Origin of the sequence: Streptomyces sp. NPDC048436, from assembly GCF_043200355.1 — a bacterium.
In the GTDB taxonomy this organism is placed as follows: Bacteria; Actinomycetota; Actinomycetes; order Streptomycetales; family Streptomycetaceae; genus Streptomyces.
The window spans coordinates 155,876-172,184 of the sequence record NZ_JBICXP010000010.1 but is presented as its reverse complement, the minus strand read 5'-3'; the positions used below and the strand labels follow the sequence as shown (position 1 = coordinate 172,184).

The following is a 16,309-nucleotide window of genomic DNA, read 5'->3' as shown; positions in this document are numbered from 1 at the left end:
CAGTAGCTGGCGCTGGAGCTGGAGCAGACGAGATGACCACTGCGGATTTCCGCCCCACACATGTCGTCCCCCAGGACGGGCTGCCCGCCTGGGAGGTCCCGGACGCGACCCGGCCGACGGCACCGCTCGACGCGCTGCTGCCCGTGCAACTGGTCGACCGGCTCGGCGACTGGGGCCAGGTCGTCTGCGCCAACGGCTGGTCGGCCTGGCTGGACGCCCGCCTCCTGATCGCGGTCCCAGCAGACCCACCACCCGCGGGCCGGCCCTTGACCCGAACGGCCGATCCGCGCCCCCTCCTGACGAAAACGGAGGACGCACTGGGCCGCTACCGGCTGGCGATGGAGGACCTGGCGACCGGAACCACCCAGCCCGAATCCTTCCGCCACCGGACCCGCGGGCTGCGGGTAGGGGTGGTCGTGGACGGCGAATCGGTGTGGCTGTACGACGCGGAACACGAGCGGTGGGTGTTCTGCGACGGGACGCGGTTGAGCACGTACGCGGTGGGCGCGGGCCCAAGTTCCGCGGCGCCGGAGGCGGCGCCTGCTCCGGGCCAGGCTTCCGGTCGGCACGGAGGCGACCCCGACCGTCCCGCTTCGGCTGTGAGCGGCGGTTCTGGCGGTGCGGTGGGGCCGGAGGCGGGGGAGGCGGCGGCTGGCCCGGGCCGGACTCCCGGCGCGTCCGGTGGCGGCCCCGGGGGTTCTGGCCCGGGTCAGGCTCCCAATGTGTCCGGCGGCGGTCTCGAGGGTTCTGGTCCGCCCGTGGGCGGCGATGCCGGTGACCTGGGGCCTGAGGCGACCCAGGTGGTGGACGCTGTGTCTGGTTCGGATCGGGTTCCCGATGCGTCCGGTGGCGACGCCACTCGGGCCGTTCCCTCTGCGGACGGCGGTTCCGGTGACGTGGCGCCTGAGGCGACTCGGGTCGTGGACGCCGCGGCTGCTCCGGGGCCCGCCCCCGATGCGTCCGGTGGCGACGGCGCCGTTCCGTCCGAGCGTGGCGCGGATGGGCCCGAGGCGACTCAGGTCGTGGAGGACCTCGCCCCCGCCGCGTACGGCCGCGAGCCCGCCCCGCCCCCGCGGTCGAACGGTGATGCCTGATGGCGTCGAGCCGGAGTGTGTACTCCGGGCGGCCCTCCGAGCTGGTCGGGAAGCAGATCGCCGGCTACCGGGTCGAGGGTGAGATCGGGCGCGGCGGCATGGCCGTCGTGTACCGGGCCAAGGATCTGCGCCTCGACCGGACCGTCGCCCTCAAGCTGCTCGCGCCCGAGCTCGCCCGCAACGACACCTTCCGGCAGCGCTTCACGCACGAGTCGCGCGTGGCCGCCGCCATCGAGCATCCGCACATCGTGCCCGTCTTCGAGGCGGGCGAGACCGACGGCGTGCTCTACATCGCCATGCGGTACGTCCCGGGGCTCGACCTGCGTCACCTGCTCGACGAATCGGGCCCCCTCCCCGTCGGCGCCGCCCTCCGCATCGCCGCGCAGGTCGCCTCCGCCCTCGACGCGGCCCATGACCACGGCCTCGTCCACCGTGACGTCAAACCCGGCAACATCCTCGTGGCCAAGGGCACCGACAGCGACCACCCGGAGCACGTCTACCTCACGGACTTCGGCCTGACGAAGAAGTCGCTCTCGCTGACCGGTTTCACGACCGTGGGCCAGTTCGTGGGGACGCTTGATTACGTCGCGCCGGAGCAGATTTCGGGACGCCCCGTGGACGGCAGGTGTGACGTCTACAGCCTCGCCTGCGTCGTCCACGAGACCATGGCAGGCGGCCCGCCCTTCCAGCGTGACGACGACATGGCTCTGCTCTGGGCCCACCAGTACGACCAGCCGCCCCGCCTGACCGAATCGCGGCCCGAAGTACCCCCCGCCCTCGACGACGTCCTCGCGAAGGCGCTGGCCAAGAGCCCCGATGAGCGGTACGGCTCCTGCCTGGAGTTCACCGCCGCCCTGCGTGCCGCGGCCACGGGTGGTGCCGGGGGACGGGCACATCCACCTACCCGGGTGAACCTCCCCGTCACCGAGCCGCCCGCCTGGGCACGGCCGGTCTTCCGGCGCCTTGACGGATAGGCCGCATTGACGGATAGGCGGCCTTGACGGATAGGCCGCCGCTCAGCCCGGCGACTCCACCTCGCCCCGCCGGTGGACCCGCCGCGCGAGCAGACCGCCGAGGAACCCGGCGACCAGGCCCCAGGCCACGGCCAGGAGCAGCGCGCGCCACAGGTGGGGCCGCAGTTCCACCAGGCCGGACAGGCCGCCGCCGAGATCTCCGATGCCCAGGAGCGACAGGCCGTAGTGGGCGGAGACGGGGGCGAGGAGACAGACGGCGAGGACCGTGAGCGTCAGCGCCACCGCCATGTGCACGGCATGCTGCCAGGACCGCATCCGCGCAGGCGAGCGTGCCGCCATCAGGAACGCGGCCCCCAGCACCAGGACCGCCGCGACGACCAGCAGCCACCACACCCGGCCGTCGTGTTCGGCGAGCGTGTGAAGGCTGAGCGTGGAGTCCTTCGGGGTGCGCAGTACGTCCCCGAGGACCTCCGGCATGGGCAGCCCGAACGGCCCGTCCACCCGCCCCTCCCAGGACGCGCCGAGCCCGAGGGTGAAGGCGAGCCAGACCAGATTGGGGAGCCCGAGCAGCAGCACGGCGAACGTCTCGGCGGGATGCCCCTTGGTCGCGGCCACGATCACGCCGATGACGAATCCCAGAGCCACGTACGACAGAAGCAGCACCACCATGGCGAAGGCCGCGGGACGTACCGACTCCTGGAAGCGCACCAGGCGGGCCGGAAGAGGGGCCCCGCGCGAGACCAGCAGCGTCACGGCGAGCACGCCCGCCAGCCAGAGCAGTCCGAAGACGACAGTCAGCGGCACGTCGGTCTCGAAACCGACCTCGGGAGAGGCATCCAGCAGGTCCCCGATGTCCCCGGCCGTCCCCTCCCCGAGCGAGATCGTGAACCGGTGACGGGCCGCGAGGCCGAGGCTGATGAGGAGCAGGAGCCACAGCACGGCGATCCGGGCGGCCCACCCCGCCAGTTCCCGGGTGTGGGCCACGGCCCGATGCCGCAGCGGCCTGAGGAATCCGGCGGCGGTCACCAGAGCCCCGGCGAGGCTGACGGAGAGGGGAAGCACGGAGAGCCCCGCGTCCGTCTCGGCGATCGCCCCGGCGCCGCCGGAGAGCCCCACGGAGCCACCGACCGCCATCACGGCGACGGCCGCGACGACGCTCGGGAACGCGCCGTCCGGCAGATCCGCCGCCCCCGCCGCCCACAGGCCGAGCGCGGCGACGACGGCCATGGCCACAAGCGCCGCGAGCACGGTCACGAGGGCATGGGGCCAGCCGTGCGGGGCCCGCCGGGTTCGCGGCGCGCGCTGCGTGCCTGGCCGCCCGGTCGGTGTCTGCTCGCTCACGTTGTCACGCTAAGCAGAGCGGCCAAGGCCCGCCCCTCGGGAGGGCCGACCGCGTCAGCTTGCGGGTGCCCCGGAACCGGGGCACACAATAGGCGCGTAACGGTAGAAACCGTATGTAACTGATCCCCTACGCAGGGAAGAAGTGCTCGTGAGCGTCGAACCGCCGTCGTCAGGGCGCCCCACCGGACCCCCCTCGGGCCCGCTCTCGGGCCCTTCACAGCCGGGTCCCGCACAGCCGGGCGAGAGCCAGGGAGGCGCGACCCAGGCCGGTTCGACGCCACCACCGAGCGGCGACCGACCCTCGGGCCCGCCCAGCGGTGGTCCGCCCGGCGGCCCCCCGGGCGGTCCGCCCGGAGGCGCCGGCCCAAGTGGCGCAACCCCGGACGAGGGCCCAGGGGGCAAACCGCAGCGCGCCTGGTGGAAGTCGGCTCCGCGCGTGGCGGTGATCGCCGCCGCCGTCGTGGCCGCGGTGGTGCTGACCGTCGTACTCACCCGCCCCGACGGCACATCGAAATCCGGCGGCGAGGTCATCCTCCAGCCCGCGGGCAAGTCGGGCCCCCACCCCTTCACTCCCTCGACGGCCAAGGACGACGACTCCACGCCGCCGTCCCCGACCGCGCTGCCCAGCTCATCGGCGTCGGCCAACGTGACCCGCGGCGTCGACGGCGCCGCACCCGGCCTCTACGGCGGGACCCGCAAGGTCGGCAGCTGCGACGTGGAGAAGCAGGTCGGTGCCCTCAAGAAGGACCCGGCGAAGAACAAGGCGTTCGCCAAGGTCCTCGACATCGCTCCCTCCGGCGTCCCGGCGTATCTGCGGGCACTCACGCCCGTGCAGCTGCGGATGGACACCCGCGTCACGAACCACGGCTACCGCGACGGCGCCCCCACCAGCTACCAGGCCGTCCTCCAGGCAGGCACCGCCGTACTCGTCGACGACCGCGGCGTCCCCCGCGTGCGCTGTGCCTGCGGCAACCCCCTGCTGCCCCCGGTCGCGCAGAAGAGCACCCCGAAGCGCACGGGCGACGCCTGGCCCGGCTACCGGTCGTCGGACGTCGTGGTGGTCGCGCCCGCCACCCAGGTCGTGAACGTGTTCGTCATGTACGACCCCGACAGCGGGGACTGGTTCGAACGTGACAAGGGCGACACCGGCGCCGGCGACAAGAAGACGCAGCCACCGGCGAACAAGCCGACACCGACTCCGTCCACGTCCACGTCCAGCTCCACCGCCTCCCCGTCCAAGTCGGCGTCCTCCGACGAGCCGTCCTCGCCCCCGCCGTCCGCCCCGTCGTCCTCGGCCGCGTCGCAGCCGCCCTCCCCGGAGGAGGAGCAGTCGTCCGCGTCCGAGGTTCCGGAACCGCCGTCGTCGCCGGTGACAGATTGAGGTTCGTGATCGGGGAGGTACCGACAGGCGCTAGCGTGGTGGCTGCTGTCGGCGAGGCCCGTGCTGGGGCGGGTCCTCGATCCGGGGCGTAGGAGGGGAAAGCGAGCATGCGGGCCGGAGCGACGTCTTGAGAATTCTGCACACATCCGACTGGCATCTGGGCCGGTCGTTCCACCGCGTGAACATGCTCGGAGCCCAGGCCGAGTTCATCGGCCACCTCGTCACCACGGCGCGTGAGCGCGAGGTCGACGCCGTCGTCGTGTCCGGCGACGTGTACGACAGGGCGGTGCCGCCGCTCGCCGCCGTCGAGCTGTTCGACGAGGCGCTGCACCGCCTCGCGGACCTGGGCGTCCCGACCGTGATGATCTCCGGCAACCACGACTCGGCGCGCCGCCTCGGCGTGGGTGCCGGACTCATCGGCCGCGCCGGCATCCACCTGCGGACCGCTCCCGCGGCCTGCGGGGAGCCGATCGTCCTGGCCGACGACCACGGCGACGTCGCGTTCTACGGCCTGCCCTACCTCGAACCGGCCCTGGTCAAGGACGAGTTCGGGGTGACGCGGGCCGGTCACGAGGCGGTGCTCGGCGCCGCCATGGACCGGGTGCGGGCCGACCTCGCCTCCCGCGCCCCCGGCACCCGCTCCGTCGTCCTCGCCCACGCCTTCGTCACCGGCGGCGAGGCCAGCGACAGCGAGCGGGACATCACGATCGGCGGGGTGGCCGCCGTGCCCTCCGGAGTCTTCGACGGCGCCGACTATGTGGCTCTCGGCCACCTGCACGGCAGCCAGACCATCGGCGAGCGCGTGCGCTACTCGGGTTCCCCGCTGCCGTACTCGTTCTCCGAGTCCGCCCACCGCAAGAGCATGTGGCTCATCGACCTCGGGGCGGCGGGGCAGATCGAGGCCGAGCGGATCGACTGCCCGGTGCCGCGGCCCCTCGCCCGGATCCGAGGGGAGCTCGACACGCTGCTCGCCGACCCGGAGCTCGCCCGCCACGAAGAGGCGTGGGTCGAGGCGACGCTCACCGACCCGGTGCGCCCCGACGACCCCATGGCCCGCCTCTGCGAACGCTTCCCGCACACCCTCAGCCTCGTCTTCGACCCGGAGCGCACCCCCGAGGACCCGGACGTCTCCTACGCCCAGCGCCTCAAGGGCCGCAGCGACCAGCAGATCGCGGAGGACTTCGTGACCCATGTGCGGGGTGCGGGACCCGATATTCCCGAACAGGCCGTGCTGCGGGCGGCGTTCGACACCGTCCGCACCGACGACACGGTGCGCGAGGTGGCCCGATGAGGCTGCACCGGCTCCGCATCACCGCGTTCGGCCCCTTCGGCACCCCGCAGGACATCGACTTCGACGACCTCTCCGCCGCCGGTCTCTTCCTGCTCCACGGGCCCACCGGCGCCGGGAAGACCTCCGTCCTGGACGCCGTCTGTTACGGCCTGTACGGCTCGGTGCCCGGCCCCCGGCAGGGCAGCGGACAGGGCGTGACCCTGCGCAGCGACCACGCGCAGCCCGCCACGCGCACCGAGGTGTGCCTCGAACTGACCGTCGCCGGGCGCCGGTTGGAGGTCACCCGGCAGCCGCCGTGGGAGCGCCCGAAGAAACGCGGCACCGGCACCACCATGGAAAAGGCGCAGAGCTGGCTCCGGGAGTACGAGACCGGGGCCGCCGGTGGCGGTGCGTGGAAGGACCTCAGCCGCTCCCACCAGGAGATCGGCGAGGAGATCACGCAGCTCCTCGGCATGAGCAAGGAGCAGTTCTGCCAGGTCGTGCTGTTGCCCCAGGGCGACTTCGCACGTTTCCTGCGGGCCGATGCCGAGGCCCGCGGCAAGCTCCTCGGGCGGCTCTTCGACACCCGCAGGTTCGCCGCCGTCGAGCAGCGCCTCGCCGAGCAGCGGCGCGACGCCGAGGGCGCGGTGCGGGAGGGCGACGGGGAGCTGCTCGCCGACGCGCACCGGATGCAGCAGGCCGCGTCAGGCGCTCTTGAGGTCACCGAGGTGCCGCTGCCCGATCTTTCGCCCGGCGATCCGGGGCTCGCCGAATCCGTCCTGGCCTGGGCCGCGGTCGCCCGCACCAGCGCCCGCGAGCGGCGCACCATTGCCCGGTGCGCCCTCGACGCCGCCGAGTCCGCGCAGGCCACCGCGGGGCGCCGCCTCGACGACGTACGCGAACTCGACCGGCTGCAAAGGCGGTTCGCCCAGGCGCGGGAGCGGGCCGCGCGCCTGGACGAGCGTGCGGAGGAACACCGGCGGCGGCTGGCTCAGATGGACCGGGCCCGCAAGGCCGAGACGGTCGCCCCCGCGCTCGGCCTCCGCCAGGCCACCGAGCAGGAGCACCGCCGCGCCACCGCCGACGAGGCACGCGCGCGGGGACACCTGCCCGCCACGTTCGCGGACTCCGGGGCATCGGGACTCGCCGCCGCCGCGCGCAAGGCGGCCGAAGAACTCGGTGGCCTCGAATCCGCCCGGCGCGCCGAGCTGCGCCTGACCGAACTCTCCACGGAGCGCGCCTCCTTGGAGCGCGAGGAGCGAGCCGACGACGAGCTGCTCCGTGAGGCCGCGGGCTGGCTCGACGGCTGGGAGGCGACCCGCGCCGCGCTGCAGGAGCGCATCGAGTCCGCCCAGGACGCGGCCACACGCGCCGAGCACCTCGCGGGCCAACTGGAGCCCGCCCAGAGGAGGTTGGACGCGGCCCGGCGCCGCGACCGGCTCACCCGGGAGGCCTCGGAGGCGTACGCGCGCACCCTCGCGGCCCGCGAACACACCACCACCGCCCGCGAACACTGGCTCACCCTGAAGGAACAGCGCCTCACCGGCATCGCGGCCGAACTCGCCGCGGGCCTGGCCGACGGCGCGCCCTGCGCGGTCTGCGGAGCCACCGAACACCCCGCCCCCGCCTCGAGGACCGCCGGTCACGTCGACCGCGCCACGGAGGAGTCGGCGCTCACCGCCTACCAGCACGCGGACGAGGGGCGCGCCGAGGCTGAACGGCTCCTCGGCGAGGTCAGGGAGTCGCTGGCGTCGGCCACGGCCGCGGCGCTGGGATCGTCAGGCGTGGACTCAGGCCCCCAAGAACCCGAGGTCACCCCTCAGGGTCCGACGGTCGAGCAACTCGCCTCATACGTCCAGGAGTTGCGGCGGGAGCATGCCGAGGCGCGCAGCCGCGCCTCCGGGCTGCACGCGGCGCGGGAAGCCCTCGCGCAGGCCGAGCGGGAGTACGACCGCAGGGCCGCAGTGCGGCAGGAAGCCGCCGTCCGGGCCGCGTCGCGCGCCACCCTGCGGGACACGCTCGACCGCGAACAGGCGGGTATCGACGTCGAGTTGACCCGTGCGCGAGGAGCAAGCGACAGCGTCGCGGCCCGCGCCGCACAGCTGGAGCGACAGGCCGCCCTCCTGACCGAGGCCTCGGATGCCGCACGCGTCGCCGACGACACCGCCCAGCGCCTCAAGGACGCCGACGCGCGACTCGCCGACGCGGCATTCCGCGCCGGGTTCGACACGCCGGTAGCCGCCGCCGAAGCGCTGCTCGACGACGCGGGCCACCGCGAACTCCAGCACCGTATCGACGCATGGCAGAACGAGGAGGCGGCCGTACGTTCCCTCCTCGCCGAGCCGGACGCGGCGGCCGCCGCTCAGCAGCCGCCCGCCGACCTGGAGGCCGCCCAGGAAGCCGCCGAGTGCGCCGACCGGCGGGCCCGCGAGAGCGCGTCCGCGCTCGACGCGGCCGAGCGGCGGTGCGCCGAACTCGACCGGCTCTCCGAACGGTCGGCGGCCGGAGCCCGGCGGCTCGCGCCGTTGCGCGGCGCCTACGACCGTGTGGCGCGCCTCGCGGGACTCGCCGCGGGCACATCGGCGGACAACGAACGCAAGATGCGCCTGGAGTCCTACGTCCTCGCCGCCCGGCTCGAACAGGTCGCCGCCGCGGCTACCGCACGCCTGCGGCGCATGTCGTCGGGCCGCTACACCCTCGTCCACTCCGACGACCGCACAGGACGCGGGCGTTCGGGCCTCGGCCTGCACGTGGTCGACGCGTGGACGGGCCGCGAGCGCGACACGTCGACGCTCTCGGGCGGCGAGACGTTCTTCGCCTCGCTCGCCCTCGCGCTCGGCCTCGCGGACGTCGTCACCGACGAGGCCGGCGGCGTAAGGCTCGACACGCTCTTCATCGACGAAGGCTTCGGAAGCCTCGACGACCAGACCCTGGACGAGGTCCTCGACGTCCTGGACTCCCTGCGCGAGCGCGACCGCAGCGTCGGCATCGTCAGCCATGTCGCGGACCTGCGGCGCCGCGTCCACGCGCAGCTTGAGGTCGAGAAGGGGCGCGCGGGGTCGGTCGTACGGCAGCGGGGCGGGGTGTGAGGGGCGGGGTCAGCGGCCCAGCGGGCGCCTCGGCAGGGGAGAGGAGTAGACGATGCTGGTGGTCACGGACCCCAGCGCGCCGATCCTCCCCGCGACCTCCTCCAGATGACCCATCGAGCGCGCCGCGACCTTGATCACGAAGCAGTCGTCGCCGGTGACGTGGTGCGCCTCCAGGATCTCGGGGGTCACCTCGACCAGGTCGTGGAACGGCTTGTAGTTGCCGTTCGGGTAGCGGAGGCGTACGAACGCGAGGATGGGCAGGCCGAGCCGCTCCGGGTCGACCACGGCCGCGTACCCCTGGATCACGCCCGCTTCCTCCAGGCGGCGGACCCGTTCGGTGACGGCGCTCGGAGACATGGCGACGGCGCGGGCCAGCTCGGCGTAGCTGGCGCGGCCCTCGCGCTGGAGGACATCGAGGATGCGCCAGTCGGTGGCGTCCGTGGAATAACCGGTCATGCATGAGAGGTAACAGGGGAATCCCCGGCTGATCAAGGGGTACGCCGGTGATCGGCTCTTCTGGCCAGGCGGCTTCGCCCGTAGATTTTCGGCCATGAGCACTACGACAAACACGCGCACAGAAGCGACGAACTCCGTCCTCCGGGTCGCCCCCGCGTCCCCCGCTGCCGCCGCCGCGTACTTCGGCGCGAGCCTCGCCTTCCACGCCGACGTGTCCGACGTCGCCTCGGTGCTCGCCGCCGGCGGTGACCCCGGCTTCGTCGTGGTCGACTCCCGCTCGACCGAGTCCTGGGACCAGGGCCACGTGCCCGGTGCCGTCCACCTGCCCAACGCCCTCATCCCGCTGCGGGCCGAACAGCTCCTGGACAAGTCCGTTCCCGTGGTGACGTACTGCTGGGGCCCGGGCTGCAACGGCGCGACCCGCGCCGCCCTGGCCCTCGCCCAACTGGGCTTCCAGGTCAAGGAGATGCTGGGCGGCTTCGAGTACTGGGTTCGTGAGGGCTTCGAGTTCGAGACGTGGGAGGGCAACGAGCGCCGTACGCCCGACGCCCTGACGGCGCCGCTGGACGCGGAAGACTGCGGCTGCTGAGGGACGCGGAGGACTGCGGCTGCTGAGGGTGGGGAGACGCACGTAACTCCCGTGCACGAAAGCCCCGTAGGGCGCATGATGATCCGTCATGCCCCTTCTCCCGCACCCAAGCCTCGAAGCGCTCAGGCGCGACCCGCTGCCCCTGCGCGGGCGCACTGCCCTCGTCACCGGAGCCAGCAGACGCGGCGGCATCGGTTATGCCGTGGCCCGGCGTCTTGCCGCGTACGGCGCGAGTCTCTACCTGCATCACCACGTGCCGCACGACGCGGCGATGCCCTGGGGCGCCGACCGGCCCGCGGATGTCGTCGCCGGGGTGCGGGACGCGCTCGGCGATCCGGACGCGCTGGTTCATGCGGGGCCCGGTGATCTCGCGGATCCCGCCGCCCCGGGCGAGCTGATCGCAGGGGCCGCCGACGCGCTCGGCGGACGTATCGACATCCTCGTCGCCAACCACGCAGTCAGCGGCGACGACGGAACGCTCGACACCGTCGACGCGGCCATGCTGGACAAGCACTGGGCGGTCGACACCCGCTCGGTGATCCTGCTCGTGCAGGCGTACGCTCGGCTGCGGGCCGCACTCCCTCCCCGAACGCCCGGCGGACGCGTCATGATGATGACGTCCGGGCAGGACATCGCGGGCGGCATGCCGGACGAGATCGCCTACAGCCTGCAGAAGGGGGCCCTCGCCTCGGCGACGCGCTCCCTGGCCACGACGCTCGCCGAGCTGGCCGTGACCGTGAACTCCGTCAACCCCGGCCCCGTGGACACCGATTACCTCACCGGCGACGACTACGCGGCGATCGCCGCACGGTTTCCCGCCGGACGGTGGAGCATGCCCGATGATCCCGCCCGGCTCATCGCGTGGCTCGCCACCGATGAGGCCGAGTGGATCACGGGGCAGGTGATCGACTCGGAGGGCGGGTTCCGGCGCTGACCGGCCCCGCCCTCCGAGCGGCCGGGCTCAGAGCGCCGACAACTCGTCCACCAGGTCATCGAGGCCGAGCGACCCCTGCGACAGCGCCGCCATGTGCCACGCCTTCGCGTCGAACGCGTCCCCGTGCCGCCGCCGCGCGTTCTCCCGGCCCAGGAGCCAGGCACGCTCGCCCAGCTTGTAGCCGATGGCCTGGCCGGGGATGGAGAGATAGCGGGTCATCTCGCTCGTCACGTAATCCGTGGGTCGGCTGCAATGCGCGTCGTAGAACTCCTGCGCGAGGTCCGGGGTCCAGCGCTCGCCGGGACGGAAGGGCGAGTTCGCCGGGATCTCCAGCCCCAGGTGCATGCCGATGTCGACGATGACCCGCAGCGCGCGCATCATCTGGGCGTCCAGATAACCCAGCCTGCGCTCGGCGTCCGTGAGGTAACCGAGCTCGTCCATGAGCCGCTCCGCGTACAGCGCCCAGCCCTCCGCGTTGGCGCTGACGATGCCGATGGTCGCCTGGTAGCGGGAGAGGTTCTCCGCGACGTGCGCCCACTGCGCCAGCTGGAGGTGATGGCCGGGCACGCCCTCGTGGTACCAGGTGGAGACCAGGTCGTAGACGGGGAAGCGGGTGTCGCCCATCGTCGGCAGCCACGTACGGCCGGGGCGCGAGAAGTCCTCGGAGGGTGCCGTGTAGTACGGGGCCGCGGCGCCGCCCGGCGGGGCGATGTGGGACTCCACCTTTCGTACCCGCTCGGCGAGTTCGAAGTGCGTGCCGTCGAGCGCGCCGATCGCCTCGTCCATCAGGTCCTGGAGCCAGATCCGCACCTCCTCCACGCCCTCGATGTGCGTGCCGTGCACGTCGAGGTGCGCGAGCGCCACCCACGGCGTGGCCGCCCCGGGCAGGATCTTCTCGGCCTCGGTCCGCATCTCGCCCAGCAGGCGGTGGAATTCGGCCCAGCCGTACGTGTACGCCTCGTCGAGGTCCAGGTCCGTGCCGTTGAAGTAGCGGGACCAGCGGGCGTACCGCTCGCGGCCCACCGTGTCCGGGGCGCCCTCGATCGCCGGCGCGTACACATCCCGCATCCAGTCGCGCAGCGCGACAACGGCCCCGGTCGCGGCGCGCGCGGCGGCGTCAAGATCGGTGCGCAGCGCCTCAGGCCCCTCCGCGGCGAACTCCTCGAACCAGCCGCGGCCCTCGTCGCCGCCCGGCCCGGCCCACTCCCCGAGCTGCCCGATGAACGTGGCCGTGGGGCGAGGAGCCGCGAACAGCTTGCGCTCCAGGCCCAGTTCGAGCGAGGCGCGGTACCCCTCGTACGCGGCGGGCACGGCCCGCAGCCGCTCGGCGATCGCCGCCCAGTCCTCGTCCGTCTCCATCGGCGTCACGGTGAAGATCTCCCGCACCGCGTGCGGGAACGTGTGCAGATTGCCGACCGCGCGCAGCCCCTCCTCGGCCTCGTGCACGGCGAGTTCGGCGGTAAGCCGCTCCCGCAGGAGCCGCGCGCACCGGCGTTCGGCATCACTGTCCGCGCCGGGCCTGCGCTCCGCCTCGTCGAGCCGGGCCAGCGTCGTGCGGGCAAGGCGGGCGACGGCCTCCTGCCCCTCGGGTGAGGCGTCGGGAAGCTTGCTGTGGCTCGCTGCGACGCCGAGATACGTGCCGTTGATCGGATCGAGGGCGACGAACTCGTCGACGTACGCGTCGGCGACCTCGCGCGGCAGAGGGCCCTGACTCTCGCCCGGGTTCGGATTCGGGAGCTTCGTGTCTGACATACGGACATCCTGTACGGAGTCGGCCGGTCGACGCCAGGGCTTTGACCTGCGAGGCAGCCGCCCTTCAGGTGTGCCGCCACGGGGATGCCGACCGGGCCGGGATGCCGCGTAACATACCGACTGGTCGGACCGGAGAGGGCGAGGGAGGCGTCAGCCCTCCTTCGCGTCATCCCCGAGGGCGTCCGCCTCCGCCCGCGGCGGCAGGAGCGGCCCGCACTCCCACTGCTGGAAGATCAACCGCGTCTCCACGCGCGCCACTTCGCGCCGCGAGGTGAACTCGTCGATGACGAGGCGCTGCAGATCCGCGGGGTCGGCGACCGCCACATGCACCAAGTAGTCGTCAGGGCCCGTGAGATGGAAGACGGACCGGGACTCCGGCAGCGCCCTGATCCGCTCCACGAACGGGCCGACCAGCTCCCGGCGGTGCGGCCGCACCTGTACGGAGAGCAGCGCTTCGAGGCCGCGGCCGAGTTTCGCGGGGTCGAGCCGCAGTTGGTGGCCGAGGATGACACCGGAGCGCCGGAGCCTGCCCACCCGGTCCAGGCAGGTCGAAGGGGCGACGCCGACCTGTGCCGCGAGATCGCGGTAGGTGATCCGGGCATCGTTCTGCAGGAGCCGCAGTATGCGGAGATCCACCGGGTCGAGTACGACAGATTCAGCCACTCGCCGAACGTAGCACGGGCTTCAACCATGGAACCCCGGCCGTTGTTCAGGCTGCCCGGCATGGACACGAACACGGAACCCCGCATCGGATCCGGCCACCTCGAACCGGCGCCGACCGCGCCCGCACCGCGCGCCCTGGCCACCGAGGCCGTGCACGCCGGGCGCGACGACCTCGCCGGTCTCGGCCTGCACGCCGCGCCGATCGACCTGTCCACCACGTATCCCTCGTACGACACCCGGGGCGAGGCCGCGCGCATCGATGCCTTCGCCGCCGACGGCTCGCTCGACGACGGACCGCCCGTCTACGCCCGCCTCGCCAACCCGACCGTCGCCCGCTTCGAGACCGCGCTCGCCCGGCTCGAAGGCACCGAGAGCGCGGTCGCGTTCGCGAGCGGCATGGCCGCGCTGACCGCTGTCCTGCTCGTACGAGGCGCGGCAGGCCTGCGTCATGTCGTCGCGGTCCGTCCGCTGTACGGCTGCAGCGACCACCTGCTGACCGCGGGACTGCTCGGCTCCGAGGTGACCTGGGTCGACCCCGCCGGGATCGCCGACGCCATACGCCCCGACACGGGCCTGGTGATGGTCGAGTCGCCCGCCAACCCGACCCTCGCCGAACTCGACCTGCGCGCGGTGGCCCACGCCTGCGGCACGGTGCCCCTGCTGGCCGACAACACCTTCGCGACGCCGGTCCTTCAGCGGCCGGCCGAGAGTGGTGCGCGGCTCGTGCTGCACAGCGCCACCAAGTATCTCGGCGGCCACGGTGACGTGCTGGGCGGAGTGGTCGCGTGCGACGAGGAGTTCGCGCGGCAGCTGCGGCAGGTCCGGTTCGCGACCGGCGGGGTGCTCCACCCGCTCGCCGGGTATCTCCTCCTGCGGGGCCTTTCCACACTGCCGGTGCGTGTGCGGGCGGCCTCGGCGAACGCGGCGGAACTGGCGCGGCGCCTGGCCGCCGACCCGCGCGTGGACCGCGTGCACTATCCGCGGCTCGGCGGCGCGATGGTCGCCTTCGAGGTACGGGGCGACCCGCACGAGGTGACCGCCGGGGTGCGGCTGATCACCCCGGCGGTCAGTCTCGGCAGCGTCGACACCCTCATCCAGCATCCGGCGTCCATCAGCCACCGCGTGGTGGACCCGGCGGACCGGCGCTCGTCCGGCGTGAGCGACAGGTTGCTGCGCCTGTCGGCAGGCCTTGAGGACGTCGAGGACCTCTGGCGGGACCTCGATCACGCCCTTGGCCCGAAGCCGTCCGGCGCGGACGGCCGGGAGGGCGAGGCTCCGGTCAGTGCTGCTCCGATGGCTCCTGTTCCCGCGTACGCTCCTGCGGCTGGTCGTACGGCAGTCGCGAGCTGACCGGCGTCGCGTCGAGGCGGGCGGTGATGACGAGCGTGCCCTCCTCGATCTGGTAGTCGAGGGGCAGGCCGAGCCCGCGCATCGCGGCGACCATCCCGGTGTTGGAGGCCTGCGTCACCGCGTACACGCTGTCGCAGCCCGCTTCGACCGCCATGCCCACCAGGCGGCCGAGGAGCTCGCCGCCGATACCGCGGCGCTGCCAGTCGTCCTCGACGAGCAGCGCGATCTCGGTCTCGTCGCCGTCCCAGAGCAGATGGCCGATGCCGACGATGCGCCCGGACGCGGTCTGCACCGCGAGGGTGCGGCCGAACCGCGGGCTGAGCAGGTGGTTCAGATAGCGGTCGGCGTCCCGCACGGGGCCGTGATAGCGCATGCCGAGGGTGCGCTGCGAGCAGCGCTCGTGCATGGCCTTGGCGGCTTCGACGTCGGCGGTGTCCGCGCGGCGCACGGTGATGGCGCTGCCCTCGGCGAGCGTCAGTACGTCCTGGCTGCGGGGGATGCGCGGGCCGAGCCGGGTGTCGAGCTCGACCAGGGCACGTGCGCGGGCGAACTCGGTGGGCGTGAACGGCAGATACGGCCGCTCCACCGTGATCACCTCCCCCTCGGGGGCCCGCAGCCGGAGCACGGTCCCTTCGAGCGCGCCCTCTACGGGCGCACCGTCGGCGGAGGTGTCCGCCTGCGTTCCGGCCGCCCCGGGCCGCGCCTTCGCGGGCAGCGACCGGATGGTGCAGCGGCCCAGCAACTGGCGCAGGGCCAGCGGGAGTTCGGCGGCGTCGAGGGCGGTGCGGGTGGCCAGGCCGAGGATGCGGGTGGGAGCGTCCACCAGGTCGTGGGCGTCCGCCCGCTCGATCCAGGTGTCGGAGCCGCCCGCGTGCGAGACGCCCCGGGTGATGTCGGCCGCCGAGAGGCCCGCGGGGACGCGCAGCAGGAACTCGTCGACGGTGCCTTCGGCCAGGGGGTGCGCCTGGAGGCTCAGGATGTCGACCTTGCCGTGGGCCAGGGCCGTGCACAGGGCGGCCAGCGAACCCGGCTCGTCCCGCACCGTGGTGCGCATCCGCCACAGGGTCGTCTCCACGGGCCCGGCTCCGGTCCCGGCTCCGTTCCCTTCGTGTCCGGCTCCGTGCCCGGCGGCGAACGGCCGGGCGCCGGTATCGTCCGCCGGCGGGGGTGCGTGGTCGTGGCGGCGTGCCCACCACGTGTGGAACCCGACCGTGGCGAGCAGGGCCACGGCCGAGATCACGAGCAGGGCCGGACCGTCGGGGCCGTGCCCGATCATGTTCGCCACCGCGTCCGCCACGGCCACGGCGGTGAAGAGGGCGGCGAGTTCCACCAGGTCCCGCCGCCAGTGGTGGACGGGGCGGCCGTGCTTCGTTCGGGTCACATCAGACATGTCTGCACTCATACGGCCACTGTGGA

Annotated in this window: 13 protein-coding genes; 8 read left to right on the top strand and 5 right to left on the bottom strand. The window is 73.2% G+C overall.

The genetic code is table 11. The features are described 5' to 3' along the window. The first annotated feature begins 32 nt into the window (after positions 1–32). Together ACGFX9_RS29895 and ACGFX9_RS29890 are read left to right on the top strand one after the other, a co-directional pair. Positions 33–1,094 (top strand): hypothetical protein, encoded by a 1,062-nt coding sequence (locus tag ACGFX9_RS29895; protein WP_393479249.1) that lies wholly within the window; start codon positions 33–35, stop codon positions 1,092–1,094. Beyond that, positions 1,094–2,068 (top strand): serine/threonine-protein kinase, encoded by a 975-nt coding sequence (locus ACGFX9_RS29890; RefSeq protein ID WP_393479246.1) that lies wholly within the window; start codon positions 1,094–1,096, stop codon positions 2,066–2,068. Before ACGFX9_RS29895 ends, ACGFX9_RS29890 begins: the two co-directional genes overlap by 1 nt. A 42-nt stretch (positions 2,069–2,110) precedes the next feature. Here ACGFX9_RS29890 and ACGFX9_RS29885 read toward each other — a convergent pair whose 3' ends face one another. Then, positions 2,111–3,409 carry a streptophobe family protein gene (locus tag ACGFX9_RS29885; protein WP_393479240.1) on the bottom strand — a complete coding sequence of 433 codons (1,299 nt, stop codon included), beginning with the start codon at positions 3,407–3,409 and terminating at the stop codon, positions 2,111–2,113. Positions 3,410–3,557: 148 nt separating this feature from the next. On the opposite strand from ACGFX9_RS29885, the gene ACGFX9_RS29880 reads away from it, so the two are divergent. The 3 genes from ACGFX9_RS29880 (at position 3,558) to ACGFX9_RS29870 (ending at position 9,149) form a co-directional block, all read left to right on the top strand. Continuing rightward, positions 3,558–4,790, top strand: a complete 1,233-nt coding sequence (locus ACGFX9_RS29880; protein ID WP_393479236.1) for a DUF6777 domain-containing protein — start codon at positions 3,558–3,560, stop codon at positions 4,788–4,790. A gap of 127 nt (positions 4,791–4,917) precedes the next feature. Continuing rightward, complete coding sequence (locus ACGFX9_RS29875; RefSeq protein WP_393479231.1) at positions 4,918–6,081, top strand: exonuclease SbcCD subunit D; 1,164 nt, start codon at positions 4,918–4,920, stop codon at positions 6,079–6,081. Continuing rightward, on the top strand, positions 6,078–9,149 hold the full coding sequence (locus ACGFX9_RS29870; protein WP_393479226.1) for an AAA family ATPase: 3,072 nt from the start codon (positions 6,078–6,080) through the stop codon (positions 9,147–9,149). Before ACGFX9_RS29875 ends, ACGFX9_RS29870 begins: the two co-directional genes overlap by 4 nt. 9 nt (positions 9,150–9,158) lie before the next feature. On the opposite strand, the gene ACGFX9_RS29865 is transcribed toward ACGFX9_RS29870, so the two are convergent. After that, positions 9,159–9,605, bottom strand: coding sequence for an Lrp/AsnC family transcriptional regulator (locus tag ACGFX9_RS29865; protein WP_393479223.1), 447 nt, complete (start codon positions 9,603–9,605; stop codon positions 9,159–9,161). Positions 9,606–9,699: 94 nt separating this feature from the next. Here ACGFX9_RS29865 and ACGFX9_RS29860 point away from each other — a divergent pair, with 94 nt between their 5' ends. Continuing rightward, positions 9,700–10,194: a rhodanese-like domain-containing protein gene (locus tag ACGFX9_RS29860; protein ID WP_393479219.1), complete on the top strand. Its 495-nt coding sequence runs from the start codon at positions 9,700–9,702 to the stop codon at positions 10,192–10,194. Positions 10,195–10,282: 88 nt separating this feature from the next. Further along, on the top strand, positions 10,283–11,128 hold the full coding sequence (locus ACGFX9_RS29855; protein WP_393479215.1) for an SDR family oxidoreductase: 846 nt from the start codon (positions 10,283–10,285) through the stop codon (positions 11,126–11,128). A gap of 27 nt (positions 11,129–11,155) precedes the next feature. Here the strand turns inward: ACGFX9_RS29855 and ACGFX9_RS29850 are convergent, their stop codons facing one another. After that, positions 11,156–12,880 carry a DUF885 domain-containing protein gene (locus ACGFX9_RS29850; RefSeq protein WP_393479210.1) on the bottom strand — a complete coding sequence of 575 codons (1,725 nt, stop codon included), beginning with the start codon at positions 12,878–12,880 and terminating at the stop codon, positions 11,156–11,158. Between the two features lie 150 nt (positions 12,881–13,030). After that, positions 13,031–13,543, bottom strand: coding sequence for an Lrp/AsnC family transcriptional regulator (locus ACGFX9_RS29845; RefSeq protein WP_393479207.1), 513 nt, complete (start codon positions 13,541–13,543; stop codon positions 13,031–13,033). 60 nt (positions 13,544–13,603) lie between these two features. Here ACGFX9_RS29845 and ACGFX9_RS29840 point away from each other — a divergent pair, with 60 nt between their 5' ends. Next, positions 13,604–14,893 (top strand): trans-sulfuration enzyme family protein, encoded by a 1,290-nt coding sequence (locus tag ACGFX9_RS29840; protein WP_393479203.1) that lies wholly within the window; start codon positions 13,604–13,606, stop codon positions 14,891–14,893. On the opposite strand, the gene ACGFX9_RS29835 is transcribed toward ACGFX9_RS29840, so the two are convergent. Then, positions 14,823–16,283, bottom strand: coding sequence for a GNAT family N-acetyltransferase (locus ACGFX9_RS29835; RefSeq protein ID WP_393479198.1), 1,461 nt, complete (start codon positions 16,281–16,283; stop codon positions 14,823–14,825). The genes ACGFX9_RS29840 and ACGFX9_RS29835 overlap by 71 nt on opposite strands. Positions 16,284–16,309: the final 26 nt, after the last annotated feature.